The sequence below is a fragment of the Butyrivibrio sp. X503 genome (assembly GCF_003625475.1).
In the GTDB taxonomy this organism is placed as follows: domain Bacteria; phylum Bacillota; class Clostridia; order Lachnospirales; family Lachnospiraceae; genus Butyrivibrio.
In genome coordinates, this window is the sequence record NZ_RAIQ01000002.1 from 143361 (window position 1) to 169719 (window position 26359).

Consider the following 26359-nt stretch of genomic DNA (forward strand, 5'->3'; position numbering starts at 1 on the left):
TGATAATACAAAAAAGGAATTGTTATGAGCAGAAAAAATATAGTTGCAGTGGTCGGTAGACCAAACGTCGGTAAATCCACGCTTTTCAATGCAATGGCAGGTAGCAGGATCGCTATCGTTCAGGATACGCCGGGCGTTACAAGAGACAGATTATATCAGGACGTGGAGTGGCTTAATCACAGCTTCACGCTTATTGATACGGGCGGTATTGAGCCTGAGTCCAAGGATGTTATCCTTTCTCAGATGAGAGAGCAGGCGCAGATAGCGATAGATACTGCAGATGTCATTATTTTCATGGTTGACGTCAAGCAGGGACTTACGGATTCCGATTCCAAGGTTGCGGATATGCTTAGAAGATCCGGTAAGCCCGTCGTTTTGTGCGTTAATAAGGTTGATAATTATACCAGAGATTCGCTCGATGTTTATGAGTTCTATAATCTCGGAATAGGCGAGCCTTTCCCGATTTCTGCTGTTAACAAGCAGGGCATAGGCGATCTTCTTGAGGAGGTTGTAAGTCATTTTCGTAAGGATTCTATAAACGACGAGGAAGACGATACGACCAAGATTGCGATCATTGGTAAGCCCAATGTCGGAAAGTCATCGATCATCAATAAGCTTATCGGTGAGAACAGACTTATCGTTTCGGATATCGCAGGCACAACACGTGATGCTATAGATACCGAGATCAAATATAACGGCAAGAACTATACATTTATTGATACTGCTGGACTTCGTCGTAAGAGCAAGGTCAAGGATGCTCTTGAGCACTACATGATAGTAAGGACCGTAGGAGCCGTAGAGAGAGCGGATGTCGCTATTCTAGTTATAAATGCGGAAGAAGGCGTTACGGATCAGGATGCCAAGATCGCCGGAATTGCACATGAAAGCGGTAAGGCGGTTATCATTGCAGTCAATAAGTGGGATCTTATCGAGAAGGACAATCATTCGGTTAAAGAGTTTACCAAGAATATCAGAAATATGCTTCCGTTCATGAATTACGCCGAGATAATCTTTATTTCGGCAGAGACGGGACAAAGACTGGTCAAGCTCTATGATCTTATCGATATCGTAAGTGAAAACCACGCCATGAGAGTGGCAACGGGTGTTCTTAACGAGATCATGACGCAGGCGGTTGTAATGCAGCAGCCTCCGAGTGATAAGGGTAAGATACTTAAGCTTTATTACATTACGCAGGCATCAGTTAAGCCGCCGACATTTGTTATTTTCGTAAATGACAAAAAGCTTATGCATTTCAGCTATACTAGATATATCGAGAATCAGATAAGAGAAGCCTTTGGATTTAAGGGAACTCCGCTCAGATTCATCATTAGGGAGAGAAAAGAGGATAAGTGATGTTAGAGAGAGTATTGTGTTTGGTTATTGGTTATGTTTTTGGCATGTTTCAGACAGCTGTTTTGTACGGCAGGATGAAGGGAGTAGATATCAGGAGCGTCGGAAGCGGCAATGCGGGAACAACCAATACACTCAGGGTAATGGGAACTAAGGCAGGACTTATCGTTCTTTTGGGAGATATGTTTAAGTGCATAATTGCTATCCTTGTTACATATTTTCTTTTTACAAAAGGAAATCCCGAATATAAGTACCTTTACATGATCTATACGGCTGCAGGCTGCGTGCTTGGACACGATTTCCCTTTCTTTCTAAAATTTAAGGGAGGAAAAGGAATCGCATGTACAGCCGGCTACATCATTTCAATGGGATGGAAGTTTGTGCTTGTAGGTCTTTTTGCTTTCTTTGTTCCTTTTAACATCACGCATTTTGTATCTGTCAGCAGCCTTTGTCTTTACACGGTGTTTTTTATCCAGACTGTTGTATTCGGACAGATGGGACTTCTAGGGGCACTTCCTCAGAGCGAACTAAATGAGATCTATATAATCGTTGCTATTTTGACAGCGCTTGCTTTTTATCAGCACAGGGGAAACATCAAAAAGCTCTTATCAGGAACTGAGAGAAAGACATATTTAACAAAGAAAAATAAGATCGACTAAAAAATATATATGGAGGGCCTAATTTGGATACTCAAGTTGGCATAGTAGGCGCTGGTAGCTGGGGTATTGCCTTGGCACATGTGCTTTCAGGTAACGGACATGATGTGACGGTGTGGTCAAGAAGCCAAGACAGCGTCGCTAAACTCAAGGCGTACAGAGGAAACGAGGATAAGCTTCCGGGAATCAGACTTCCTGAGAGCGTTAAATTTACTTCCGACATGGAAGAGACGGTCAGAAATAAGGACATCATAGTTGTTGTTGTTCCTTCTGCTCACATGAGAGAGACGATAAGGCGCATGAAGCCTTTCATTGAGGAGAACGAGGAACACAGACAGATAATCGTAAACTGCAGTAAAGGTATTGAAGAAGAATCGCTTATGGTGATGAGCGATGTTATCTTGGATGAGCTTCCGGGCTGTCATGTATGTGTGTTATCCGGACCTTCTCATGCCGAAGAAGTAGGAAAGAGCATGCCGACAACTATTGTTGTCGGAGCTTTCGATAAAGAGATCGCCAAATACGTTCAGAACGTATTTATGAATGATTTCTTCAGAGTATATATCAGTCCCGATATGCTAGGGATAGAGATCGGCGCCGCACTTAAGAATGTCGTTGCTCTTGCAGCGGGTATTGCGGACGGTTTCGGATGTGGTGACAATGCAAAGGCAGCGCTTATTACACGTGGTATCACCGAAATCTCAAGGCTTGGAATGGCTATGGGCGGTAAGTTTGAGACTTTTGCAGGACTCTCCGGCATAGGCGATCTTATCGTAACCTGTGCTTCCATGCATTCTCGTAACAGACGCGCCGGAATGCTTATCGGACAGGGCAAGACCTATCAGGAGGCCATGGACGAAGTTAAGATGGTAGTAGAGGGTGTATACAGCGCCAAGGCAGCACTTAAGCTTGCCGAGAAGTATGAAGTTGAAATGCCCATAATCAAGGCTGTTAACGAGATCCTCTTTGACGGCAAGCCACCTAAAGAGGCTGTTAAGGATCTAATGTTAAGAGATAAGAAGATAGAAAACAGTATGTTGGAGTGGTAAGAATTAAACAAAATTTCTTGATATTGCAACAACCCATTCTATGTAGTTGTGTATTACATAGAAAGGGTTGTTTTATTATTTGATAAATATTATAATACAAATTGTTAAGAGATGTTTCGCAATGTTTGCGGATATGATTAACGAAAATAGATAGAGGTATTTAATATTGATACGTAACACTTGTAAATTAAATGAGAATAATGTATTTCGAGTAATGCTTGAACATAGAATATGGGGATATGGTATTGCACGATTTTTTATGCCATTTCTTGCTGTAGTTTTTGTTTCTTCTTTTATTGGAATGTTTAAAGATGTTATATTCATCTATTTGTTTCTCATATATTTTGGCATTATTGTCCTTTTGGTTTTTCTGTGGTGTCGTAATTATTATAAGCTTAAGAACCTCTATAAGAATCAGGAATATGAGATTATCTATACAATTGATGAAAATAAGATAACTCAAGAATTAGTAGGCAAAGAAAAAACTGTAAGAACAGAATATCCTGTTTCCGATATTACTTCTTTATATATCGTGAAGAACTATTCATTCCTGTATATTAAAGGAAATATATACTTCATTATAGACAATAATTCTTTTACCGAAGGTTCACTAAAAGAGCTCAAAGCATTTGTTCATAAGAAAGATATTGTTGATATTACGAACAGAGAGTTTTTTAAGATTGTAGGAATAACTACTGCAATAGGATCTGCTTTTACGCTTTTAATGACTATTTTCTATTTGAATATTTCACATCTTCAAGAGGAGGTGTTTCTTAATAGTGTTGAGTTAATGTTGTCGGGAATCATTTTTTCTTTGATTTTTGGATTTGGTCTGGCTTTTTATATTAAATGGTATAAAAAGCAAATGCCGATATTCAGAATATTATCAATTATATTATTTCCTATATCGTATTCTGCGTTTTTTACGATAGGAATGTTTTGTATGATCCCATATACCGTTAAAGTAATGTGGATGAAATATAGGCAAAGGAATATTGCATAGAAGGACAGCGATTATGGGAAAAGATAGTAACGTTTATTATATTAAGCCTCAATTACCTATTGTAGTTTTGCTGTTTATCTTTTTGGCGGTTGCGATATGGCTAGATATAGCAATCTATATACAAGGTGATACTCCGGGAATAAAAGGCTGGGCTTTTACAGGTATAGCTCCAATCTTTTTGATTATTTTTTACAGACAAATGTTTATTGTGAAAAATAATAAAATAAATCGAATAGTCTTTTTTCGTGAAAAAGAGTCTATAGATATCTCGGCTATCAGCAAGATAGAAGAACGAAAAGATATTTTGGAAGGCAAGCATTTTATGGTGTATTTAACCGGTCAAGATAAACCGATGTTTGATATCGATACGTCATATTTAAATGCTGAAGCCTTTGAAGATGATATGAAGAGAAGAAAGAAGTTAAGATAAAAAGGAGGATGATGATATGTTGATCAGGTATACAAGGTATAAAAGTAGTGGATTTGCTACATTTATAAGTGGCATGGGGGCGATAATGATCAATTTAGGTATTGTGGGCGTGCTTTTGATGTTCTTTAATCTTAAGGGTGATGTTGTCGAAAATGTTACTATACTCTGTTTGAGTATTGTGTCTTTAATTTTGGGTGCATTATGCAAATACAAGTGGGCAGATAAAATTGCAGAAGAGGCTATCAAGAAAGCAAGGGAAGCTGCCATGCAAAATCAGGTAGCTACAGTAGAAAGACAACAGATGTAAGACATAATTCTATATATGATAATTAGAAATAAATGAAAAGGAATTTAAAGTATGAGGAAAGAGTCTGAAAAAAACGGAACAATGAAAACTGCAGAGTATGGCGGATATACGTTTAGAAAAGCAAGCGAAGCTGAAGAAGAAAAGTTCAGCGGAGGAATGATCTGCAATATATACGATCTACTTCAGTATGATGATTTTCCTAAGGCGTACGGCCAGCTTGTATCTTTGTTTGGGGAAGCAAAATATGTAAGCGAAAATCTTGAAAATCAATATGAGTATTTTATCTGTGCAACGGATAAATCCGGCGATGATCATGTTTTATGCGCATATAGCGGTCCGACGGGACCGGCGCTTTCGGGTTACGATGCGGACGAAGGGCTTGTGCAGGCTCTTTTAACACTTATTCGCGAAGCGGTTCCTGCGGATTACGACTACGAAGGATATTACATGGATGGCCCGTGCAAAGTATTCATGGGCGTTAAGGACGGAAAGCCTTATATGCGAGAAGAAGAGCTTGCTCTTTCGCAGGAAGAGTTTACGGAGCTTTATAAGAAGTTGTATGGGCTTAGCTGATGCAAAGCATTTAATTGTTTGGGAATGGGATGAGTAATGAGAAAAATTAGTGGGGCAATTCCTGATTCAAAAAGTAATTATCAAAAATATATACGCGGCAAATATCATGATTACAGATGCTATGGAACACCATGGCATGATACTGACGGTAATACACATAAACCCGGCTGGTATGATGAAGATAATAACAGATATGATGGTATAGCCAAAGAAGGCGATTCTCAGGCTTTATGTACATGCAGCTATTGCGATAAGACTTCGATCTTTATGATAGAGGATGATGCTCAAACACAGTTCGAATGCCCGAACTGCGGTGGACCTGTCAATTTTATATCTATTGTCAAATATACAGATCCAATAACTAATGAAACAACCGGTAAGGAAAAAACTTTATCACATGAAGAGAGTGAAGAGTATTCAATCAAAGAGGATAAGGAATTAAAACGAGTTGTTTATGGCATTTGTTTTTCCCTTATTCTTATAATGTTATCTACATGCTCATTATCTGATGATGGCAATAAAAAGTCGCATGCTCGGGAGAAGAATAATAATAACTATGAAAGTCAGACTCAAAAGCAAAATAATTACGATGTAGATCACACTCAAAAGCAAGCAGAATGGGATGTATATTCGGAGAGGCATTATAGAAAAATAGTATTGGATGATCCGGAAGAAGGTAATGCATTAGACGGATATTTTATTTTGCATAGACAAGACGAGGATAGTATCACATACAACGTTTTGCGTTCTAATGAAAAAGATAAAGCTGAAGTTTTTAAAGATGGGATAAAATATAAAGATTCTGAAATGGAATACTATATAAAGCTGGATCCTGAGACAGGAGATTTTTTATATTGGTATAAGCCTATTTCAGGAATCTATTTCGAATGTGGCTGGATAAAATACGTGGACGAAGAGAAAAATCCGAGAAAGCAAGAAGAAAATTGGTATATACAAAATGATGATGGGGAATGGGAACGGGCTTGTGATAAATTCGATACATCGAAATTCTACTGTATAGAATGGTGAAGATTTGAGCTTATATTACTTTTATCACAGTGCAATACATGTCTGTATTTAAGGAAGACTAATGGAGAAAAAATCAGATAAAATATTAGATTGTATATACAATATCGGTATTTTAGGCGGAATAGCATTTGGAGCAGTGATTCTTGTTTTCTTATTTTTCTTTATATTACTTTTTCTTTTTCTTTTAAGTGATAGCGGTGATGATATTGGAGATATTTCCACAGTTGCTGTATCTCCGACAGGAGAATATCAGGCGGAAGCCGTTAATATCAGTTATGGAGCGACAGGTGGCGAGAGCGCGGTTTTTATCGAGATCGCAGATGGCGAATCTTTTCCGGGCGTTCGAGATAATAATACAGAAAAGAGTATCAAGATAAAAGAAACTAGAAGCGGCTGGGGCGCACAATATCAGATAGAATGGATTTCGGATAATTCATTTACTGTACTTAGTGGAAGTGACCTGAAGGATTATTATACAGTTACTCTTGATGGCAAATCATATACAGTAGAAGAGGGACTATCCATAGATCAGAGTAAGACTAAGATTCGAGATATAAGAATATACGGAGATGCGATTGAAATTGACGCTACCATATTTGTAAAAAACACTTTATCCGAAAAAGTATCATTTATAGCAAGTTCTTATTATTTGACAAAAGAAAAATACTACCGTGGCTCGCTTAAAGTGATCTTGAAGGATTATGTAGAAAACGAGAAAAGCTTGGTTATCGGGCCAAATGAAGAAAAATCTTATGATATAACGCTATACGGTGTTAAGAATTCGGATGAAAAATTCGTGGATGATTCAGTAGATTCCGTGTTTCTGGATATAACGAGAATTGGTGAATAGGAAAAACTGTTCTATGCTTATATGGAATGGGGTTTGTTTTTTAGAATTAAAGGTGAGTAGATGATTTCGTGCAAAAAATGTGGAAAACAATTTGAGATTACGAATGATCGCCATTTTATTTTTATATGTTCTGAATGTATGAATGGTTTCAATGTTGAGACATCAGTTGATACCGGCAGTATGGATTATGATATCTTTCTTGATGAGAAAAAAGTTGGATTTATAGAAGAAGTCTCTAATTCAGTTGTAAAGAGTTATATTGTTAGAAAGATACACTGTTTGGGTGAATGTGTCAGGACTGAAAGTGAAGATGTAAATGAGATAATTGATGAAATCAGAAATGCTATAAAACAAGCTCATGAAAAAGAAATAATAAAACAGGAAAATAAAAAAGCTATTGTTGAAAAGTATTGTAAAGAATACAATGGGCGATCTGTTTGTCTATATTCTCATGATTATTTGGGATATCAAGATTCGCTCGTGACTTTAAGAAATTTTGGGCAAGGACAATGGTTGATTGTTGAGAAATACTTTTTAAGCGGAGAATTCAGATTCGAACGCGAAACTGAGATTTTTGATACTATCATTTCTCTTGAAGAGTTTAGGACTTGGATCACAGAGTTTGTAGAGACTTATTTTGATGAATTATCTAATCATCGTTTTAATGAGCGTGACGGATTACCGCATATAGAAGATTTTGGAAGAGTTTTAAGTGTTAAAAAAGAAATTTATGGCAGTGAAAGAAAGGAGTGCTGATCATGAAAACCAGAATCACGGGAATGCTACTGATCGTATTATTTACATTATCACTTATGGGATGTAGCTTTGGAAAATCGAAAGAAACTGCGAACTCATCAAATGATGCTGCATTTGAATATAACGGAGTTACTGTGTCCATAAAGGATGAAAATATGGATAATGTATTTGCAGCGTTTGGCGAGCCGGAATCTAAAGAAGGCGACAATCCGGGATTTTACTATACTTTTGATTCAGGAAAAGTTGGAGTGTCCTCATATATCATTAATCAGATTGATGATGAAAAGAGACAGGAATTTCCTGACATGATCTCCATTAAGGATGAGAATATTAAGACCTCAAAGGGTATAAGTGTCGGAAGTACCGAAGAGGAAGTTAAGGCGGCATACGGTGAAACTAAAGGTGTAGCTATAGATAACATGAATATTTTAACGTATTCATATGATGATTATATAATTTCATTTATAATAGACCAAACAGTTAGCGAAATTAAATATACAGGCTAAGCTGTGGCTTGCATTTAAATAAAGGCGATGTTATTATTTCTTTTGTAAAAGAATAATATGAAATGCAGAGTAGACGTTAGTGCGTTAAGTGCCCGGTGAACAGGGAGTTGTCATCGGGACGAAGGATTCTTTTCAGGATCCGCGGTACTAATATCGCATCCCGCTGCTACATCGCTTGAGAATAATTATGCCTCCGGTGTGGTTAAAGGAAACTGCAAAGGAGGTAAATTTATGTCTGATTTTACAAAAGAAACAATCAAAACAAATCCCATCGCAAAATTTAAAGAAGTGAAAGTCATGGCTTTCTGCGGACTCATGGCTGCGCTTGCCATCGTTCTTGGAAAAGTTGCCACGATCAAATTCGGACCGTACATTAAAGTCGGATTCTCGGGACTTCCGAACAGAATTGTTGATTACATATTCGGACCTATAATCGGCGCGATTTTCGGAGGTTCACTTGATATAATCAAATGGTTTTTATCAAGTGACGGAAACTTCTTCTTTGGATTTACCGTTACTGCAATGGTTGCTTCTGTGATCTACGCATTTTTTCTTTATAAGAAGCCTGTGAAATTATGGAGAGTTGTAGCCGCAGAGCTTTGCGTAAAAATATTTTGCAATGTCGGTCTTAATACGTTATGGCTCAACATGCTGTACGGAAAGGCTATATCATCAATCCTTCCCGGTAGAATATTGTCCAATTCGATAATGCTTCCTATTGACAGTGCGATCTTGTTTATGATGCTTACGGTTATGAGTAAGGTCGTAAAGCCGTATTTCGAGAACTGATTGGTTATACTAACGGTATAAAGCATTTTGGCTTTAATAGCTTGACATAAAAGTGATATTTCACTAAAATTTGTTATCATATAAAACATAAAAGGCTGTGACCGGAATAAGTAAGAATCGCAAGCTGACAACAGAGAACTGCCGGGTGGTGAGAGGCGTAGGTTAAGGGCGATGATGAATACCTCCGTGAGCTGCAGAGCGGAATTGATTTTAATTAACTTAGTAGGCTCTGACGGGACTGACCGTTATATCGGAAGAGTATCGTTCGTGACATATCGCGGATCGTACTTGCTGAGGCATATGGTGTGAGCTATATGTGAATGAAGGTGGTAACACGAATTATTCGTCCTTCGCAATCAGTAATGGTTGCGGAGGATTTTTTTGAGCAGAGCACTTGGTGAGGTTTTTTCGAGCCTAGTGCGAGCCATGGGGATGTACTTAACGAGGTTTTATACGAGTTTAGTACATATCCCAATTGTTTCTTTGCAGCCGCTATCACAAGGAGGAAAAGAAATGAAGATTTATGAAGAGTTACAGGCAAGAGGCCTCATCGCTCAGACAACTGATGAGGAGAAGATCAGAGAGCTTGTAAATGCAGGAAAGGCAACTTTCTACATCGGTTTTGACTGTACAGCCGATTCACTTACAGCGGGTCACTTCATGGCGCTTACACTCATGAAGAGACTTCAGATGGCAGGAAACAAGCCTATCGCACTTATCGGTGGCGGAACAACAATGATCGGTGATCCTTCGGGAAGAACCGATATGCGTAAGATGCTTACAAGAGAAGACATCGACCACAACGCAGCTTGCTTCAAGAAGCAGATGGAAAAGTTCATCGAGTTTGGCGAAGGCAAGGCTATGATGGTCAATAACGCAGATTGGCTTCTTAACCTTAATTATGTTGAACTTCTTCGTGAAGTAGGTGCATGCTTCTCAGTTAATAATATGCTCAGAGCTGAGTGCTACAAGCAGAGAATGGAGAAAGGTCTTTCATTCCTTGAGTTTAACTACATGATCATGCAGTCATACGACTTCTACTACATGTTCCAGAAGTACAACTGTAATCTTGAGTTCGGCGGAGACGATCAGTGGAGCAACATGCTTGGCGGAACAGAGCTTATCAGAAGAAAGCTTGGTAAGGATGCTCATGCCATGACAATAACACTTCTTACGGATTCACAGGGTAAGAAGATGGGTAAGACAGCAGGAAACGCTGTATGGCTTGATCCTGAGAAGACATCACCTTATGACTTCTACCAGTACTGGAGAAACGTATCTGATGCAGATGTTGATAAGTGCATCAAGATGCTTACATTTATTCCTATCGAAGAGATACTTGAGATGGAGAAATGGGATACTTCAAGAGTCAATGAAAAGAAAGAGATTCTTGCATTTGAGCTTACATCACTTGTTCACGGAAAAGAGGAAGCTCAGAAAGCTCAGGATGCTGCGAAGGCTCTTTTTGCAGGTGGCGGAGACATGGCTAATGTTCCTTCCGTTGCTCTTAAGGAAGAAGACTTCAGAGACGGCGTTGTAGATATCCTTCAGGTTCTTGTTTCAGCAGGACTTTGCGCTACAAGAAGTGAAGCAAGACGTGCCGTTGAGCAGGGCGGTGTAACTGTTGCTGATGCAAAGGTTACAGACGTAAAGACAACATATGACAAGGCTTACTTTGCAGATGGCGTTATGGTAAAGAAAGGCAAGAAGTCTTTCAAAAAGGTTACTGCGTAATAAGAGGGCAATTATATGGCCGGAAAAGGCACGATAAGCTATTCGAATTATAGAAAACATGTAACTGAAAGAACATACGCATTTGAACATAAAAATTGAGTAGAGAAGGATCGGATGAAAATCCGATCCTTTTTCTATGTACGGTGTTGAGCGGCTTAGCTATCGCTGATATACTAACAATGATGCTTATAAATACGGGAAGGGGTAATGCGTGACAACGCAAGTGATTTTTCTATGAATAAGTTTAAATTTAACAAAAAACCAATGTTAATAATTGGTGTAGCAGCCGTTATCTTAGTGATGCTTGTTGCTATTATTCTTCACACATGTAAGCCGGGGAAAGCTAATGTCGAAGAAACTGAGCAAGAGGCTCAAGAGTCAGCTATTGATAAAACAGATGAGAGTGAAGTTGGCATATCTCAAGATGCTGAAACCGAAGATTCTAAAGATGCCGGTAATAAAACAGACACCGAGGAAGAAGTGCTTGGAGAATTTATGTTCGCCACGAATGAATCCGGTGATCTATATGATGAATTTCTGGCAGGAAAAGGCACGATAAGTTATTCGAATTATAGAAAACATGTAACTGAAATTACATACGCATGGAATGATGAGTGGTTGAATGAGCTCATACCTGAACAGGATGTTTCCCTTGAAGAGCTGGTAGAGGCGATCAATATTGGCTTTGCATCTACTGATCTGAAATTTATGCGAGGTTACAAAGTTGAGTCGGTAAGCTATTCGTTTATTGACTGCGGGATGGATGGAAAGCGCGAGTTGGTCTTGAGTTTTGCCTGTGGCGACATCCCTGATTATGATTTTAAATTGGTGATAAAAGAAATTGATAGTAGGTTGCAGGTAGTTTTTGCATGCTATTGTCACGGCGAGCGTTGGGATGTTGATCTTAACGAGTATGGAGGTGTTAGAAACTCGGGAGTCCCTGGAAATGCTGCGTGTATGTACTATGATGCTTATTATTTTATGGATAATACCGGTGAGATAAAGCCGATTTATGACATTGAAGCGGTACGTAGAGATGGGCTCGGTGAGGCAATGCCATCACTGCAGGAACTTGATGAAAAATACGTTGTTACCGAATACACATTAAGCTATGATACCCAAAAGTATCACACATTTGGTTTCTATAATCCTGATAAAGACATTGATGAGGATCCTGACATTCCTAATCTTAAAGAATCTATCGACAAATGTTTTGCAACCGAATCTCTATCCACTGATGAGTTTGATAAGATGAAAAAGAAGAGGTTGGAAGAAGTTGGTGTATCCGAAGAAGTAGTTGATGACGAGGAGTTCGAGAAGTTAGAATACACTCAGATATATATAGATAAAGCAAAGTGATTTATATTTATGTATTATTGATTTTTGTTATATAGGGGCTATTTTGGACAGCAAGTTTTTTACTGATATTTTTAATAACAAAGGCAGAATAATGATGGAAGGCGCTATCGGTGAGCGCTTAAAAAGAGAATACGGTATTACGCTTGATGAAAATGTTGTAATGGGTAAGCTTGTTCGCGAAGAAAGCGGAAGAGAAGCGCTGAAGGATATATGGCGCAAGTATTATCAAGTTGCTAAAAAGTATGCGCTTCCTTTTATTGCGACGACCACTACAAGGAGACTTAATATTGAGCGTGCAGATAATGCCGGACTTGCGCAGGATATAGTTGCGGATAATATCAAGTTTTTGAATTCTGTCAGAGATGATCTAAGTAATGGTAATGATTTTTTTATAGGCTATATGGTCGGATGTAAGGGCGATGCATACACGGCTGAAGGATGCCTTAGCAGAGAACAATCATCCGAATTTCATAGATGGGAGCTTGAAGCGGCCTTAAAAGAAAACATTGATTTTGTCTACGCCGCGCTTATGCCAAGTCTTGATGAAGCGCTTGGAATAGCTGATATTATTTCTGAGTCTAATGTTCCGTATATTATCAGTTTCACTATTCAAGGCGACGGTAAGCTTATAGACGGAACCAAGATTGATGAAGCCATTAAGATCATGGATAAAGAAGTTACAAGAGCGCCGCTTTGTTATATGACTAACTGCGTTCATCCATCAATTGTTCTTGAAGCTCTAAATAAGAATGATGAAGAGCTTATAAAAAATAGATTTCGCGGAATTCAGATGAATACAAGTAAACTTCCGTATTCGCAGATGGATAATTCAAAGGTTTTACTTGCCGAATCTTCAAGACTTCTTGCGAAATCGACTAAGGCTTTGGATGATTCTTTTCCAATGAAGATTGTCGGCGGCTGTTGCGGAACCGATGAAGTTTACATGGACGAGATACTGAAAGCATTGTCGCGATAATATAATTACGCATTATGAAAGGTTATAGAATGGAAGAGAAGCAGCACAAACGAAGGGTACATTATTCAGGTAAATACCCAAAGAAGTTTGAAGAAAAATATAAAGAACACAATCCTGAGAAGTATGCGGATACCGTTGCGCGAGTAATCTCCAAAGGATCTACTCCTGCGGGAATGCATATTTCCATTATGGTAAAAGAAATACTTGATGTGTTAAAAATAAAGCCGGGAGAGCAGGGGCTAGACTGTACGCTCGGATACGGCGGTCATACACGTAAGATGCTTGAGAAGTTAACTGATGGAAAGGGTTGCATCTACGGTCTTGATGTTGATCCAATTGAATCCGAAAAGACAGTTAAACGCCTTAGGGATGCGGGATTTTCTGAAGATATATTCAAGTTCAGACTTACCAATTTTGCCAATATAGATAAAATCGCAGATGAAGTCGGTAAATTTGATTTTGTACTTGCGGACCTTGGTGTATCTTCGATGCAGATAGACGATCCGAGCCGCGGCTTTTCTTATAAGATTGACGGACCACTTGATCTTAGGCTTGATCCGACAAGAGGAGAATCTGCAGCCGAGCGCCTTCATAATATCACAAGAGATGAATTTGTCGGAATGATGATAGAAAACTCGGACGAACCCTATGCGGAAGAGATTGCGGATAAGGTGTTTAATCTGATGAAAAAAGGCGATCCGATGGACACTACAACTTCTCTTCGAAAGGCTATTGAAGATGCACTGTGGAAGGTTCCCAAAGAAGAAAAGAAAGATGCTATTAAAAAGAGCTGTGCCAGAGTATTCCAGTCTCTTAGAATTGACGTTAACAGCGAATTCGAAGTGCTGTATACATTTCTTGAAAAGCTCCCGACAATTCTTAATACCGGAGCGAGAGTTGCAATTCTAACATTTCATTCGGGTGAGGACAGACTAGTAAAGAAGGCATTCAAGGAGGGACTGAAAGTCGGGCTATACAGTGATATATCATCCGATGTGATAAGACCCTCTGCTGAGGAATGCAGAGTTAATCCAAGAAGTAAATCGACGAAGCTTAGATGGGCAATCAAGGCATAAAACTTACGAAGGAAAGAGATGTTTTTTAATGAAGGATTTTTTAGATAAATACGGAATAAGTTCAAATAAATTAGAGACAAAAGACGGATATTTTATTATTGATAAATCTATCGAAGATATATGTAAAGACGCCGGAGTCGATAATGAAAAATTTGATTATATCGGTTTAGATGATTGGTATATCACAGGTTTAAAAACAAACGGTGGAAGAATTGTTTATTCAATGATCAAAGTCAGAGAACCGATGGATGAACAGAAGTGTAAGGCTACTGCCGTTGTATTTAATTCTATAGATCTTAGTTTTTTCAAAAAGATAATATCCGATACGAAAGACGGTAAAGAAATAGATGAGGAGACGGCAGCTTCCGCAATGGAGCAGATCAATAAAATGGTCCATGCCGAGAAGTTTTACAGATGTAACGATAAAGCCATATTAAAATATTTCTGCGATTCTAAGAGCGATGGAAGTTATCTGATCGCAGATTTTGCTATTGATAAAGTTGCTCATGATGATGTCTTTAAAAACGGCGCCGCATATAAACTACCTTTTAAGTACAAAGAGTTTGATGAGTACGGCGGGAAGAAGACGCTTGAGTATCTTTCTACTGTCGGCGTTTATAACAAAAAAGATCACACCATGACGATCAAGGATCCGGATCATCTGACAGAAGATGAAAAGACAGCTCTTTTGCTTATTCAGACAGGGGATAAGGATAAGTATGCTTATGCTGCGGAGAATCAGTTTCATGCAAGAGCATACAGTAATCCGCTGTTTTTTCCATGGAGAAACAGGGCTATCAAATCAGATGCAGGTGTCGGAGAATCAGGCGGATTGCCATATGAAAAGCTCTTTAAAGAGGGCGGAATATTCGGTATAGATTACAACGAACAGTATAGAGCGCATAAGCCCAAATAATGCGCTCTTAGAATTCGTTTATATCTTTGTTTTTTATCAAGAACAGGGCTGTTAATGTAAAACCCACGGAACAGAACATCAATAAAGATGCACTTCCCATATACTTTAGGATCAAACCAGCAAGCACGCTTGCGATAGGGACCATTCCCTGAGCACCTATTGATGTGATGCTGCTGACTTTTCCCATCATGTTTTTATCTACGATGCGCATGAGAGCAGTAGTGGTCGGTATGTTTACGCATGCGATCAAGGTTCCGAGTATTATTCCGATAAGGCATAAAATAGCCAAAAACGCATTAAGCGAAATACCAGTTTTTACCAGTGCAATATAAGCTACTGTCATTGTAAGCATCACGATCGCGATCACGCATATTCGATGCGCTGCTTTTTGACCGCATTTTTCATCTTGAAACCGCGTGCTTAATATTGCAGCACCTATAAATGAACTAAGTCCGTAGCACAGATTAAATGCAGATGACCACATCTCCGGCTTTAAAAAACTGTCAAATATATAAGAAGGAGAGTAGGCGACATCGGTTTTGATGAAATAAGGAATGAAGTTATTCATAATAGGAGCGAAAAAGAAATTGATAAACAGCATTGCTCCGAGAAGTACGGTAATTCCTTTCTTCGTTCTAATGTAATCAAATCCCGTCTTCATATCCTTTAAAGCGATATTTACAGTGATCTTTTCTTTAATAACTTCTTTTTTATATTTTATGAACATCTCGGATTCACCCGATATCACATAGCAAAGTCCTACTATAAAGAACAGTATGTGAATGGGGAGTATTGAATACAATATTCCTGCAAGGATGATTCCGATGATCCCTTCAAAGGCAGTTTTCATTGCATTGTATGAGTTGGCTTGCTGAAGCTGTTCTTCCTTTACGATAATAGGTAAAAGAGATTCAGCAGACGGAACGAAGATTCCGCTTATTACATTTCCTATCATTCCAAGAACAAAAAGAATTGCAACGTGAGCACCGGCATTTTTAAAAATAAGCATCAAAACAGTAGCAATGATTATTGTTGCCCCTCTTAAGTAGTCGCAGATATACATTATGCGCGCTTTATTATACCTATCGCTGAACACGCCTCCAAAAGGAGTTGCAACAAGCATGGACAGACCGCTTACCGCCAGATACAAGCCTTGTATAAATGCATTGTTTCCTGTTATTTCCAAGATATAGAATCCGACCGCAAAATTATAAAGGACAAAGCCAAGTTCCGATACGAGAGCTCCCAGAAATGCAAGTAAAAAGTTTTTATTATGAAATACATTTTCTTTATTTGTACATATTACCGCCGGTTCCAAATTAAATTAACTCCTTACATTTTATGATGAGATCATCGTCATCAAGTTTGGTGAAAATCTTTAGAATAGATTCGGTTGCGTTGACTCCGAAAACATCATATACGATCATATCTTCATCGTGTTCTATGAAACGCACCGAATTCATACTGTAATCCGGATTTGAATCAAATCGCTTAGCCATTTCGATTGCTTCCATAAATGTTTGTTCAGATTCTTTTTTCTTACCGGATTTCTTTTGAACATAAGAAAGAGTGGCAAGAAGTTCTGAGTGTATCTTATCAAGTGAATTGAATTCTTCATCAGACTTTAAGCCTTTTATCAAACTGATAGCGTAGTTATTTATATCTATCGCTTTTTTCCAATCTTTTTTATGACAGAAATAGAAGATAAATCCTACGATTGAAGTAGTCATTCCGGAAAAAGCTCTTGCAAGACCTTGTGAAAGATAAGAAACGGCTTCATCTTTATTATCTGTAAAAAAGGCTATGTAGGAACCTATAACGTCGCTATACATGCCTGATGCGTTATTTTTTTTCAGAATTTCAAGTCCTTTATCGGTCTCACCAAGCATGAAAAGGATATTAGCCATGTGTCCTCTTATTGTAGCTTCGCTTATGTTTGGATCTTTGTTTTGAGGAAGCAATAAGATCACTTTATCGAAAAGATCGAGTGATTTACGCATCATTGCGCAGTCGCGTCTGGTTATACCATAGTATCCATATGTTTCTGCACCGATATTAAGGACCTCAAATGAATTGGGATATTTAACCAAGGCTTTGTCCACTTCGGTAATAGCTTCGTTATCAAAAGACATACAGAGCTTGTGTATGTTTTTTATGATATGATCGACACGATTATTTTTCATCTTATAACCAAGAAGAACATCTACCGATGTATCGAAAAAATCAGCCATTTCAACTATAAGAGAAAGTTCGGGAGTGGAGAGCCCCGATTCCCATTTGTACACGGCGCCAACTGTAACTCCGAGAGCTTCGGCGAGTTTTTCCTGGGTCATTTTTCTTTCTTTTCTAAAGCTTTTTATGTTTTCGGCAAGATTCAGTTTCATGAGCGTTTCCTCCTATAAATCAGTTTCAGGTCAATAAGATTATATATTTTGAAGATCTATATAAACAGATACCGGTAATACGATTTGTATTAAAAATATTATACCAACAGTATGGGTTGTTTTTATAATTATTTTATTGACAAAAGAAAGAAGTGGTTTTAATATAAACATATGAACAGTTATTCATATGTTTAAATGAAAGGAAAAGAAATGGCTATAAATGACGTAGAACACTGCGAATTGCATGATGTTCATTTAGATCTGGTTACCAGGATAAATAAAGAAATGCCTTCAGATGATGAGCTTTACGACCTTGCGGAGCTTTTTAAGGTATTCGGCGATTCAACAAGGATCAAGATATTGTTTGCTTTGTTTGAATCCGAGATGTGTGTGTGCGATATTGCCGAGACTCTCAAGATGACTCAGTCGGCTATTTCACATCAGCTCAAGATACTTAAGCAGAGTAAGCTTGTCGGAAACAGACGTGAAGGTAAATCAATCATCTATTTTCTTGCCGATGATCACGTGCGTACCATAATCGATCAGGGCATAAATCATATAAATGAATAAATAGTGAAAGGATAAAGATTATGAAGAAGACATTTAAGTGTGAAGTAGATTGTGCAAACTGTGCAGCAAAGATGGAGGATGCGGTTAAGAAGGTTGAAGGCGTTATGAATGCCAGAGTTAATTTCATGACTCAGAAGTTTTCTCTTGAAGCTGACGATGATATTTTTGATTCCGTATTTGAGAAGGCTGTAGCAGCCTGCAAGAAGGTTGAGCCTGACTGCGAGATCGAGGCTTGATATAAAAATCGGGGAGTGATGTTTGAGGAGACTTAAACTTCATTCCCTTTTTTAGAGGTACATAATATGACAAAGAAACAAAAGAAAATGAGAAACAGAATACTGATTGTTCTTGCGGTATTCTTTATACTTTTGATCTTGGAAAAAACAGGAATGCTTGATAATGTTCCGCTTCTTTTGAAGATTATCATCTTCCTTATCCCATATATTGCAATAGGCTACGATGTTATCAAAAAAGCTGCGATAAACATCAGGCACGGACAGGTTTTTGATGAGAATTTCCTGATGATGATCGCAACATTCGGAGCATTCGGAATCGGAGAATATCTTGAGGCACTTGCGGTTATGCTCTTTTACCAGATAGGAGAGCTCTTCCAGGGCGTTGCCGTAGGAAAGTCTCGTCAGGCGATCACAGATATGATGAGCATTGCCCCTGAGTTTGCTAATATCGTAGGAGATGGCGGGCAGGTAACTGAAGTCGATCCCGAGGACGTAAGTGTCGGAGATATCCTTCTTATCAGAGCCGGAGAAAAGATACCTGTAGACGGCGTAGTTGTTGAGGGTGAATCTTTCATAGATACAGCGGCTCTTACAGGAGAATCTGTTCCCAGAAGAGCATCTGAAGGAAGTGAAGTAATAAGCGGTTGTCTTAACGGTGAGGGAGTTCTTAAGATAAGAGCTGTTAAGGCTTACGAAGACAGTACGGTTGCCAAGATCCTTGAGCTTGTAGAAAATGCGAGCGACAAGAAATCAAGGATGGAGAATTTCATCACAAGATTTGCAAGATATTATACTCCAGTAGTTACGATAGGTGCGGTTCTTCTTGCAATATTGCCGCCGCTTTTCGGTCAGCTGTCATTTGCCGATTCGATTAAAAGAGCATGTATATTCCTTATAGTTTCTTGCCCTTGCGCGCTTGTTATCTCGGTTCCGCTCGGATTCTTCGGTGGAATCGGAGCTTCATCCAAGATAGGTGTTCTTGTTAAGGGAAGCAATTTCCTTGAGGCTGCCGCAGGAATAACAAGAATTGTTTTTGATAAGACCGGAACGCTTACCAAGGGTGAGTTTGCGGTAACGGAAGTGATACCGGATAGCAATGCGGGAATCACTGCAGATGAGCTTGTGACAATGGCAGCTGCAAGTGAAGCAAGCTCCAATCACCCTATAGCTCTTTCCATACTTGAGCATTACAGGAAGATAAGCGGTAACAGCGATGTGGACAGATCTCTTTTGTCCGATGCAAAAGAAATAGCGGGTCACGGAATATCTGTTAATTACAAGGGAAAAGAACTTCTTGTGGGAAATCATAAACTACTTGATGAAAACAAGATTTCTTTTACCGAATCAGATAGTGCGGGAACGGTCGTATATGTAGCCTATGACGGAAAATTCATGGGAACGGTCATTATTTCCGACATAATCAAAGACGGTGTAAAGGATGCTCTTAAAGCCATGAAGGCTTCGGGAGTAAAGAAGACCGTGATGCTTACGGGAGATCGTAAGAAAGCAGCGCTTTCCGTTGCAAAAGAAATCGGAATAGACGATGCTCTGTACGAGCTTCTGCCTGCTGACAAGGTTGACAGGGTTGAAAAAATGCTTAATGAAAGCGATAATGGAAGTAAGCTTGCGTTTGTCGGTGACGGAATCAATGACGCGCCGGTTCTTATGAGAGCCGATGTCGGAATTGCTATGGGTTCACTTGGAAGCGATGCTGCAATTGAAGCTGCGGACATCGTCATCATGGACGATGATATTTCCAAGATTCCCACTGTTATCAGGATTGCACGCAAGACTCTTAGAATAGTAAAAGAGAATATTACTTTTGCTCTTGTGGTAAAGGCTGCCATTCTTATTCTCGGAGCACTTGGACTTACTACCATGTGGCTTGCGGTATTCGGTGATGTGGGTGTTGCGGTGATCGCAATTCTTAATTCCATGAGAGCACTTAAGATTGATAAATAAAGTAAATCTTTTTTGCGCTTGTCGGAGGAAATAAAATAATATGGCAAAAGCAGGACTGGACGTTGGAGAACTTCTCTTAAAGATTGTAACCGGTGAGACCGGCGAGATCAGCAAAGTTGACTATGCTCCTCAGAAACCGGATTTTATTGAGAATTCGGCTATTACTGATATGGAGATGCCGCTTAAGAGGAGTTTACCTGAAGAGGAAGGCGTCAGTTCTGCTTTTTTGACGTCTCTTATAAAAAATCTTGCAAAGAACAGAGAATGCAGAATGCACAAGATAATGGTATTGAGACACGGTAATGTGATCGCCGAAAGCTCTTTTGCTCCATATAAGCTTGATATGTGGCATGTTTCTTATTCTATGTGCAAGAGCATAGTCGCTATGGCTATAGGTATTCTTGTTTCCGAAGGAAAACTTTCCGTTGAGGATAAACTTAGCGATATCTTCAGTGCAAAAATAAGCCGATTTGCTTTTCTGAAAAAGACGATCAAAGTAAAAGATCTGCTCACAATGTCTAGCGGAGCCGATTTTAATGAGGCCGGAGCGATCAGCGGAAATGACTGGAGAAAAAGTTTTCTTGAGGCCGGTTCAAGGTTTGAGCCTGGAACTCAGTTTGATTATAACAGCATGAATACATACATGCTTTCTGCGATAGTTACTGAGATTACAGGCGATTCGCTTTTTAGATTCTGCAAAGAGAGAATTTTTAACCCCATGGGAATAAGGCGTATTTTCTGGGAGAGCTGTCCTCAGAATATTACCAAGGGCGGATGGGGACTCTTTATACGAACGGAGGATATGGCTAAGCTTGGTCAGCTCTATCTCCAAAACGGTAAGTGGAACGGGGAGCAGCTTGTTCCCGAAGAATGGGTAAAAGAGTCTGTTTCACATCAGATCGAAACAGGTAAAGATGATAACGAACACTACGGATATCAGCTTTGGATAAATGATGACAGACCGGGCTCTTATGCGTTTAACGGTATGCTCGGACAGAATGTTTTTGTCTATCCCGATATTGATATGATCGTTGTGACCAACGCCGGTAACAGCGATATTTTCCAAACATCGCCTATGGCTGTTACGATAAGGGAAGCGATGAAAAATCTGGAAGTATCGAATATTGCGCTTCCCAAAGATTTCAAAGCGCAGTCCGAGCTGAATGCACTTTGCAGATCCCTTTCCGGTCAAACAAGCTCTTTTCCCGTAATAACTTCAGGTGGTTGGAAGAAACGTGCGGTTACCATGACGAGTGGTCGCCCGAAAAGAAAAGTTGCGGAGTTTGAATCCAAGAGATCCAGCTTTAAAGCTTCTGTTGCTTCATATAACGTCCGAAATGAAAATATGCTTATTTCGACATGGCTTCACAAGCTTAACGGCCATGTGTATGAGCTTGAAAATAAGAATCTGGGTCTTTTCCCTATCATGATGCAGGTTGTGCACAACAATTTCACTGACGGAATATCTAAGATAGGCTTTAGGCTATTTGACAGTAATTTCTTTTTCATAGACATATATGAAGGAACGCAAATCTACAGTCTTCGATGCGGATTTGGCGGAAAGAGCTATGTAAATACGATAAATATGCACGGCGAGAACTACAAGCTTTCAATGTCTTCCGTGTGTACGACCGATGAATATAACCGGCTTGTGATCCGCAATGAGATAAGTTTTCTTGAGGAAGCGTGCATGCGTACTTTTAATATTTATTTTGATGACAATGCATCGGACAGAGAGGACAAAAAAGGCACTTTCATTCATCCATCCGTTCCCTCGGGAATTGAATTAAGGCTAAATGAAACGCCGGGTACGGATATTCTTATTGATACGATGACCAGCATTGCGCCCGAAGGACTTGGCGGTATGCAGGGCAGGATCTTTAATAAGATTGTCAAAGGCGGTGTTAAGGATTTTCTGGAGGGAGCCATGAAAAATACGATCCAACCTTCCGTTCGCGGTCACCTTATCAGTTGATGTTGCTTTATGATATACTTGTTTGGTAAAAGAAAAGGAGGCTTATTTTATGGCAAATAAGTTATACGATAAATTAGTTGCATGCAAAGACGCTGTCAGGGCAAAGACTTCTTTTGAACCTGATGTTGCTCTTGTACTCGGTTCGGGCCTTGGTAATTATGCAGAGAATATTAAGGTCGAAGCTGAGATTGAATATAAGGATATTCCGGGATTTCCCGTTTCAACTGTTCCCGGTCATGCAGGAAAGTTTATATTCGGATATGTTGGCGATGTAAAGGTTGTCTGCATGAAAGGAAGAGTTCATTATTATGAGGGTTATGACATAAGCGATGTCGTACTTCCTGTCAGACTTATGGGTATGCTCGGTGCGAAGATTCTTTTCCTTACCAATGCTTCGGGCGGACTTGGCGAAGGCTTCGGAGCAGGCGATCTTATGCTGATCACCGATCATATTTCATGTTTTGCTCCCAATCCACTTATCGGACCGAATCTTGATGAACTCGGACCAAGATTCCCCGATATGTCTGAGATTTATAAAAAAGATCTTCAGGATATTATCAAAGAAGCGGCAAAAGAAAACGAAATCACACTAAAAGAGGGCGTTTATTGCCAGTTTACGGGACCTTCTTTCGAGTCTCCTGCAGAGATTCAGCTTCTTGCTAAGCTCGGAGTATCTGCAGTTGGAATGAGTACTGTAAATGAAGCGATTGCCGCTAATCACATGGGACTTAGAGTCTGCGGTGTTTCGTGCATAGCAAACCAGGCTTCCGGCCTTTCGGATACACCTCTTTCACATGAAGAGGTCCAGGAGGCAGCCGATAAGGCAGCGCCTTTATTTACCAAGCTTGTGACTGAATCAATCAAGAAATTCGTGTGATCATGCAGGGGCAAAAATACTTTTGCCCCTTATATCTTAATATACAAAAGGAACAGAGTTTTATGGATGGAATAGTAATATTTGCCGTCGTTGCTTGCGGCATTTTACTGATATATTTATTTGGAATCAGAGACAGGATCGTTTTTGAAAAAAGACTTACCAAATATCTTAAAGACAACTACGGAAATGCTCCGAAGCGTGAGTATAAGAGTGATGAGCTGGATCATCTGAGGGGCTATTATGACAATCACAAGGAAGATTTTCAGATTGATGACATAACCTGGAATGATCTTAATATGGACGGTGTCTTTGCAAGGATGAATTACTGTCTTTCCGCATCGGGTGAAGAATATCTATACTATATGCTAAGGACACCCAAGACCGAAGATGATTTTGACGACATCGAAAAGAAGGTTTCTTTCTTTTCCGAAAATGAAGAAGCCAGAATAAAGTATCAGCTTATCTTCAGTAGGATCGGAAGAGGAACGAGATTTTCCATATATGATTATTTAAATCTTTTGGGCGATGCTCTTGATTCAAGTAACGCCAAGCATTACCTTATGATCGCATTGATCGTTTTGGCTGTTATTGTTTGCTTTTTTAATTTTGCGATTGGTTTTTTGGCTGTTGTTGCTTTGTGTATTATCAATATTGTTTTGTATTTTAAGGATAAAAACAAGATCGAACCATATCTTGCAACTTACAGATATGTTCTTAAAGCAATTAACTCGGTCAACTATTTTTCAAAGGCTGAATATCCGGAGGTTTCGGATGACATTTATGCGTTAAGAATTGCTGCGTCCAATCTTAAAGGCTTCAGCAAAGGTTCGTATATACTGATGTCACCGAGCAGGATGAATTCAGGCAGCGATCCATTCAATATGCTCCTTGATTATCTCAGAATACTTTTGCACCTTGATATTATCAAGTTTAACAAGATGTATAAGTTTATTATGGAGAAAAAAGATGACCTTGAGAAAATAATTACGACGCTTGGTAGATTGGAAGCTTTTATAAGTGTAGCTTGTTTTAGAGAATCGGTTAAAGAAAACTATAGCATTCCTGATTTCAGCGCAGCTTCTTATAGTGCAAAAGATCTTATTCATCCGCTTATCGAGGAACCTGTTCCGAACACTGTTACGACAGATAAGGGAATATTGATCACGGGCTCAAATGCTTCGGGAAAGTCAACGTTCTTAAAGACAGCAGCGATCAATGCGGTTCTTTCACAGAGCATTCACACATCGCTTGCATCGGAGTATAAGGCGCCGCTTTACAGGATTTATTCATCTATGGCGCTTAACGACAATATTTTTGAGGGCGACAGCTATTATATTGTTGAGATTAAATCGATGAAGAGGATCATTGACGCATCTAAGGAAACGACTAAAGCGCCTGTTCTGTGCTTTGTAGATGAGGTTTTGAGAGGAACCAATACTGTAGAGAGGATCGCAGCGTCCACAGAGATACTTAAATCCTTTGCAAACAGTGGCGTTTTGTGTTTTGCCGCAACTCATGATATTGAGCTTACGACTCTTTTGGATGAGTATTATAATCTCTATCATTTTGAAGGCAATGTGACTGACAATGATGTGCATTTTGATTATATGATCAAGGATGGCGCTGCGATCAATCGTAACGCAATTAAGCTTCTTAATGTTCTTGGATATGATGAAGGAATCGTTGAAAGGGCACAGGAGCTTGCCGATAAATTTACCAAGACAGGAGTATGGGCATAATGCTTGTTGAGATTTATACAGACGGAGCCGCAAGGGGAAATCCGGAAGGGCCCGGTGGCTACGGCGTTGTAATGAAATATGTTGATGCGAAAGGGCAGGAGCATATTAAAGAGCTTAGCGCAGGCTATGATAAGACTACAAACAACAGAATGGAGCTAATGGGCGCTATCATGGGACTTGAGAGTCTTAACAGACCTTGCGATGTTATGCTGTATTCGGATTCTCAGTATGTTATCAAAGCTTTTAATGAAAAGTGGCTGGAAGGCTGGATCTCCAGAGGCTGGAAAACAGCCGGTAAGCAGCCTGTTAAGAATGTTGAGCTGTGGAAAAGACTCTTAATGGCTGCAGAGCCGCATAATATCAGGTGGAACTGGGTAAAAGGTCATGCGGGTCATCATGAAAATGAGAGGTGTGACGAGCTTGCGACAAGTGCCGCCGATGGCGAGCCTTCGACATTATTACATGATGATGGTGGTGATCTTAAATGATATATTATATTGCCGATTGTCATTTCTATCATAATGCTCTTAATGAAAAGATGGACAAACGCGGATTTAAGAGCACTGAAGAAATGAATGAATACATGATAAAAAGGTGGAATGACAAGGTTACAAGAGCCGATACCGTCATTATTCTCGGAGATCTTTCACTTGGAAAGGTTGATCAGACTAATGAGCTTATTCATAAGCTAAAAGGGAAACTCTGTCTGATCACGGGAAACCATGATAAATACATTACTTCACCTGATTTTGACAAAGACAGATTTGAATGGATCGATAATTACAGGGAGATAACAGATTCTCAAAAGAAAGCTATCTGCTGTCATTATCCGATTCCTTTTTATGACGGACAGTACAGAAAAAGACATAACGGAGATCCCAAGACTTATATGTTATACGGCCATGTACATAATACAAGGGACGAGGATCTTATGAAAAAGATAATCGAGCTTATCGGAAGTACACCGTATTATCCGATAGGAAGCGAGCATGAGAGTACTATTCCGTGCAATATGATCAACTGTTTTTGCATGAGATCTGATTATACTCCGCTCACTCTTTCCGAGTGGATCAAGTTGTCTTAAAAATGTTAAACAATTATAAAATTTAGGCTTGTTGCGCTAGATAAAAATCTATTGCAACAAGCCTATTTTGCTGGATTTCTAGATCACTCATCTACCCGGAATTCCAAAAGCAATCGTTTTAATGTTGACACATAGTTAATAATATGTTAAGGTGAATTAACAAATGCAACACA

Annotated in this window: 27 protein-coding genes, 1 riboswitch and 1 other annotated feature; of the genes, 25 read left to right on the plus strand and 2 right to left on the minus strand. The window is 39.2% G+C overall.

Going from position 1 to position 26359, the window contains the following annotated elements; all coding sequences use genetic code 11:
* Positions 1-24 precede the first annotated feature (24 nt).
* The 17 genes from der to D6853_RS03600 all read left to right on the plus strand — a co-directional run bounded on the left by der (position 25) and on the right by D6853_RS03600 (position 15359).
* Positions 25-1353, plus strand: coding sequence for a ribosome biogenesis GTPase Der (gene der, locus D6853_RS03520; protein ID WP_120656453.1), 1329 nt, complete (start codon positions 25-27; stop codon positions 1351-1353).
* Entirely contained in the window at positions 1353-2009 is a 657-nt protein-coding gene (gene plsY, locus D6853_RS03525) for a glycerol-3-phosphate 1-O-acyltransferase PlsY (RefSeq protein WP_120656455.1), read from the plus strand. The genes der and plsY overlap by 1 nt, the downstream gene beginning before the upstream one ends.
* Positions 2010-2032: 23 nt before the next feature.
* Positions 2033-3055 carry an NAD(P)H-dependent glycerol-3-phosphate dehydrogenase gene (locus D6853_RS03530; RefSeq protein ID WP_120656457.1) on the plus strand — a complete coding sequence of 341 codons (1023 nt, stop codon included), beginning with the start codon at positions 2033-2035 and terminating at the stop codon, positions 3053-3055.
* A gap of 166 nt (positions 3056-3221) precedes the next feature.
* Positions 3222-4058 carry a YcxB family protein gene (locus tag D6853_RS03535; RefSeq protein WP_120656459.1) on the plus strand — a complete coding sequence of 279 codons (837 nt, stop codon included), beginning with the start codon at positions 3222-3224 and terminating at the stop codon, positions 4056-4058.
* Positions 4059-4071: 13 nt separating this feature from the next.
* Positions 4072-4488, plus strand: coding sequence for a hypothetical protein (locus D6853_RS03540; protein WP_120656461.1), 417 nt, complete (start codon positions 4072-4074; stop codon positions 4486-4488).
* A 16-nt stretch (positions 4489-4504) separates the two neighbouring features.
* Positions 4505-4795 carry a hypothetical protein gene (locus tag D6853_RS03545; protein ID WP_120656463.1) on the plus strand — a complete coding sequence of 97 codons (291 nt, stop codon included), beginning with the start codon at positions 4505-4507 and terminating at the stop codon, positions 4793-4795.
* A 51-nt stretch (positions 4796-4846) separates the two neighbouring features.
* Positions 4847-5368: a hypothetical protein gene (locus D6853_RS03550; protein ID WP_120656465.1), complete on the plus strand. Its 522-nt coding sequence runs from the start codon at positions 4847-4849 to the stop codon at positions 5366-5368.
* A 36-nt stretch (positions 5369-5404) separates the two neighbouring features.
* Positions 5405-6397 carry a hypothetical protein gene (locus tag D6853_RS03555; RefSeq protein ID WP_120656467.1) on the plus strand — a complete coding sequence of 331 codons (993 nt, stop codon included), beginning with the start codon at positions 5405-5407 and terminating at the stop codon, positions 6395-6397.
* Positions 6398-6458: 61 nt separating this feature from the next.
* Entirely contained in the window at positions 6459-7247 is a 789-nt protein-coding gene (locus D6853_RS03560; RefSeq protein ID WP_120656469.1) for a hypothetical protein, read from the plus strand.
* Between the two features lie 60 nt (positions 7248-7307).
* Positions 7308-8003 carry a hypothetical protein gene (locus tag D6853_RS03565; protein ID WP_120656471.1) on the plus strand — a complete coding sequence of 232 codons (696 nt, stop codon included), beginning with the start codon at positions 7308-7310 and terminating at the stop codon, positions 8001-8003.
* A 2-nt stretch (positions 8004-8005) separates the two neighbouring features.
* Positions 8006-8509 carry a DUF4309 domain-containing protein gene (locus D6853_RS03570; protein WP_120656473.1) on the plus strand — a complete coding sequence of 168 codons (504 nt, stop codon included), beginning with the start codon at positions 8006-8008 and terminating at the stop codon, positions 8507-8509.
* A 63-nt stretch (positions 8510-8572) separates the two neighbouring features.
* Positions 8573-8677: riboswitch (THF riboswitch) on the plus strand.
* 63 nt (positions 8678-8740) lie between these two features.
* Positions 8741-9298: a folate family ECF transporter S component gene (locus tag D6853_RS03575; protein WP_120656475.1), complete on the plus strand. Its 558-nt coding sequence runs from the start codon at positions 8741-8743 to the stop codon at positions 9296-9298.
* 88 nt (positions 9299-9386) lie between these two features.
* Positions 9387-9652 (plus strand) — a binding site (T-box leader).
* A 159-nt stretch (positions 9653-9811) separates the two neighbouring features.
* Positions 9812-11032 (plus strand): tyrosine--tRNA ligase, encoded by a 1221-nt coding sequence (gene tyrS / locus D6853_RS03580; protein WP_120656477.1) that lies wholly within the window; start codon positions 9812-9814, stop codon positions 11030-11032.
* A gap of 234 nt (positions 11033-11266) precedes the next feature.
* A complete protein-coding gene (locus D6853_RS03585) occupies positions 11267-12391 on the plus strand; it encodes a hypothetical protein (RefSeq protein ID WP_147367697.1) in 1125 nt (374 codons plus the stop codon).
* Between the two features lie 43 nt (positions 12392-12434).
* Positions 12435-13367, plus strand: coding sequence for a homocysteine S-methyltransferase family protein (locus D6853_RS03590; protein WP_120656481.1), 933 nt, complete (start codon positions 12435-12437; stop codon positions 13365-13367).
* A 29-nt stretch (positions 13368-13396) separates the two neighbouring features.
* Positions 13397-14443: a 16S rRNA (cytosine(1402)-N(4))-methyltransferase RsmH gene (gene rsmH / locus D6853_RS03595; RefSeq protein ID WP_120656483.1), complete on the plus strand. Its 1047-nt coding sequence runs from the start codon at positions 13397-13399 to the stop codon at positions 14441-14443.
* Positions 14444-14471: 28 nt separating this feature from the next.
* Positions 14472-15359, plus strand: a complete 888-nt coding sequence (locus tag D6853_RS03600; RefSeq protein ID WP_120656485.1) for a hypothetical protein — start codon at positions 14472-14474, stop codon at positions 15357-15359.
* Positions 15360-15366: 7 nt separating this feature from the next.
* Here the strand turns inward: D6853_RS03600 and D6853_RS03605 are convergent, their stop codons facing one another.
* Both D6853_RS03605 and D6853_RS03610 read right to left on the minus strand, forming a co-directional pair.
* On the minus strand, positions 15367-16677 hold the full coding sequence (locus D6853_RS03605; RefSeq protein WP_120656487.1) for an MFS transporter: 1311 nt from the start codon (positions 16675-16677) through the stop codon (positions 15367-15369).
* 1 nt (position 16678) lies between these two features.
* Positions 16679-17743, minus strand: coding sequence for a helix-turn-helix domain-containing protein (locus D6853_RS03610; RefSeq protein WP_120656489.1), 1065 nt, complete (start codon positions 17741-17743; stop codon positions 16679-16681).
* 210 nt (positions 17744-17953) lie between these two features.
* On the opposite strand from D6853_RS03610, the gene D6853_RS03615 reads away from it, so the two are divergent.
* The 8 genes from D6853_RS03615 (at position 17954) to D6853_RS03650 (ending at position 26186) form a co-directional block, all read left to right on the plus strand.
* The gene (locus tag D6853_RS03615; protein WP_120656491.1) at positions 17954-18313 is read left to right on the plus strand and encodes an ArsR/SmtB family transcription factor; all 360 of its coding nucleotides are present in this window, start codon (positions 17954-17956) and stop codon (positions 18311-18313) included.
* A 20-nt stretch (positions 18314-18333) separates the two neighbouring features.
* Complete coding sequence (locus D6853_RS03620; protein ID WP_120656493.1) at positions 18334-18549, plus strand: cation transporter; 216 nt, start codon at positions 18334-18336, stop codon at positions 18547-18549.
* A gap of 66 nt (positions 18550-18615) precedes the next feature.
* Positions 18616-20511: a heavy metal translocating P-type ATPase gene (locus tag D6853_RS03625; RefSeq protein WP_120656495.1), complete on the plus strand. Its 1896-nt coding sequence runs from the start codon at positions 18616-18618 to the stop codon at positions 20509-20511.
* A gap of 40 nt (positions 20512-20551) precedes the next feature.
* Complete coding sequence (locus D6853_RS03630; protein ID WP_120656497.1) at positions 20552-22486, plus strand: serine hydrolase domain-containing protein; 1935 nt, start codon at positions 20552-20554, stop codon at positions 22484-22486.
* Between the two features lie 49 nt (positions 22487-22535).
* On the plus strand, positions 22536-23363 hold the full coding sequence (locus tag D6853_RS03635) for a purine-nucleoside phosphorylase (protein ID WP_120656499.1): 828 nt from the start codon (positions 22536-22538) through the stop codon (positions 23361-23363).
* Positions 23364-23425: 62 nt separating this feature from the next.
* Positions 23426-25102: a MutS-related protein gene (locus D6853_RS03640; protein WP_158588648.1), complete on the plus strand. Its 1677-nt coding sequence runs from the start codon at positions 23426-23428 to the stop codon at positions 25100-25102.
* Complete coding sequence (gene rnhA, locus D6853_RS03645; protein WP_120656503.1) at positions 25102-25590, plus strand: ribonuclease HI; 489 nt, start codon at positions 25102-25104, stop codon at positions 25588-25590. Before D6853_RS03640 ends, rnhA begins: the two co-directional genes overlap by 1 nt.
* Positions 25587-26186 carry a metallophosphoesterase family protein gene (locus tag D6853_RS03650; protein WP_120656504.1) on the plus strand — a complete coding sequence of 200 codons (600 nt, stop codon included), beginning with the start codon at positions 25587-25589 and terminating at the stop codon, positions 26184-26186. The genes rnhA and D6853_RS03650 overlap by 4 nt, the downstream gene beginning before the upstream one ends.
* Positions 26187-26359: the final 173 nt, after the last annotated feature.

Coding starts and splice junctions, on each gene's coding strand:
- der (WP_120656453.1), top strand. CDS start 25: ATGAGCAGAAAAAATATAGTTGCAGTGGTCGGTAGACCAAACGTCGGT.
- plsY (WP_120656455.1), top strand. CDS start 1,353: ATGTTAGAGAGAGTATTGTGTTTGGTTATTGGTTATGTTTTTGGCATG.
- D6853_RS03540 (WP_120656461.1), top strand. CDS start 4,072: ATGGGAAAAGATAGTAACGTTTATTATATTAAGCCTCAATTACCTATT.
- D6853_RS03545 (WP_120656463.1), top strand. CDS start 4,505: ATGTTGATCAGGTATACAAGGTATAAAAGTAGTGGATTTGCTACATTT.
- D6853_RS03550 (WP_120656465.1), top strand. CDS start 4,847: ATGAGGAAAGAGTCTGAAAAAAACGGAACAATGAAAACTGCAGAGTAT.
- D6853_RS03555 (WP_120656467.1), top strand. CDS start 5,405: ATGAGAAAAATTAGTGGGGCAATTCCTGATTCAAAAAGTAATTATCAA.
- D6853_RS03560 (WP_120656469.1), top strand. CDS start 6,459: ATGGAGAAAAAATCAGATAAAATATTAGATTGTATATACAATATCGGT.
- D6853_RS03565 (WP_120656471.1), top strand. CDS start 7,308: ATGATTTCGTGCAAAAAATGTGGAAAACAATTTGAGATTACGAATGAT.
- D6853_RS03570 (WP_120656473.1), top strand. CDS start 8,006: ATGAAAACCAGAATCACGGGAATGCTACTGATCGTATTATTTACATTA.
- D6853_RS03575 (WP_120656475.1), top strand. CDS start 8,741: ATGTCTGATTTTACAAAAGAAACAATCAAAACAAATCCCATCGCAAAA.
- tyrS (WP_120656477.1), top strand. CDS start 9,812: ATGAAGATTTATGAAGAGTTACAGGCAAGAGGCCTCATCGCTCAGACA.
- D6853_RS03585 (WP_147367697.1), top strand. CDS start 11,267: ATGAATAAGTTTAAATTTAACAAAAAACCAATGTTAATAATTGGTGTA.
- rsmH (WP_120656483.1), top strand. CDS start 13,397: ATGGAAGAGAAGCAGCACAAACGAAGGGTACATTATTCAGGTAAATAC.
- D6853_RS03600 (WP_120656485.1), top strand. CDS start 14,472: ATGAAGGATTTTTTAGATAAATACGGAATAAGTTCAAATAAATTAGAG.
- D6853_RS03610 (WP_120656489.1), bottom strand. CDS start 17,743: ATGAAACTGAATCTTGCCGAAAACATAAAAAGCTTTAGAAAAGAAAGA.
- D6853_RS03615 (WP_120656491.1), top strand. CDS start 17,954: ATGGCTATAAATGACGTAGAACACTGCGAATTGCATGATGTTCATTTA.
- D6853_RS03620 (WP_120656493.1), top strand. CDS start 18,334: ATGAAGAAGACATTTAAGTGTGAAGTAGATTGTGCAAACTGTGCAGCA.
- D6853_RS03625 (WP_120656495.1), top strand. CDS start 18,616: ATGACAAAGAAACAAAAGAAAATGAGAAACAGAATACTGATTGTTCTT.
- D6853_RS03630 (WP_120656497.1), top strand. CDS start 20,552: ATGGCAAAAGCAGGACTGGACGTTGGAGAACTTCTCTTAAAGATTGTA.
- D6853_RS03635 (WP_120656499.1), top strand. CDS start 22,536: ATGGCAAATAAGTTATACGATAAATTAGTTGCATGCAAAGACGCTGTC.
- D6853_RS03640 (WP_158588648.1), top strand. CDS start 23,426: ATGGATGGAATAGTAATATTTGCCGTCGTTGCTTGCGGCATTTTACTG.
- rnhA (WP_120656503.1), top strand. CDS start 25,102: ATGCTTGTTGAGATTTATACAGACGGAGCCGCAAGGGGAAATCCGGAA.
- D6853_RS03650 (WP_120656504.1), top strand. CDS start 25,587: ATGATATATTATATTGCCGATTGTCATTTCTATCATAATGCTCTTAAT.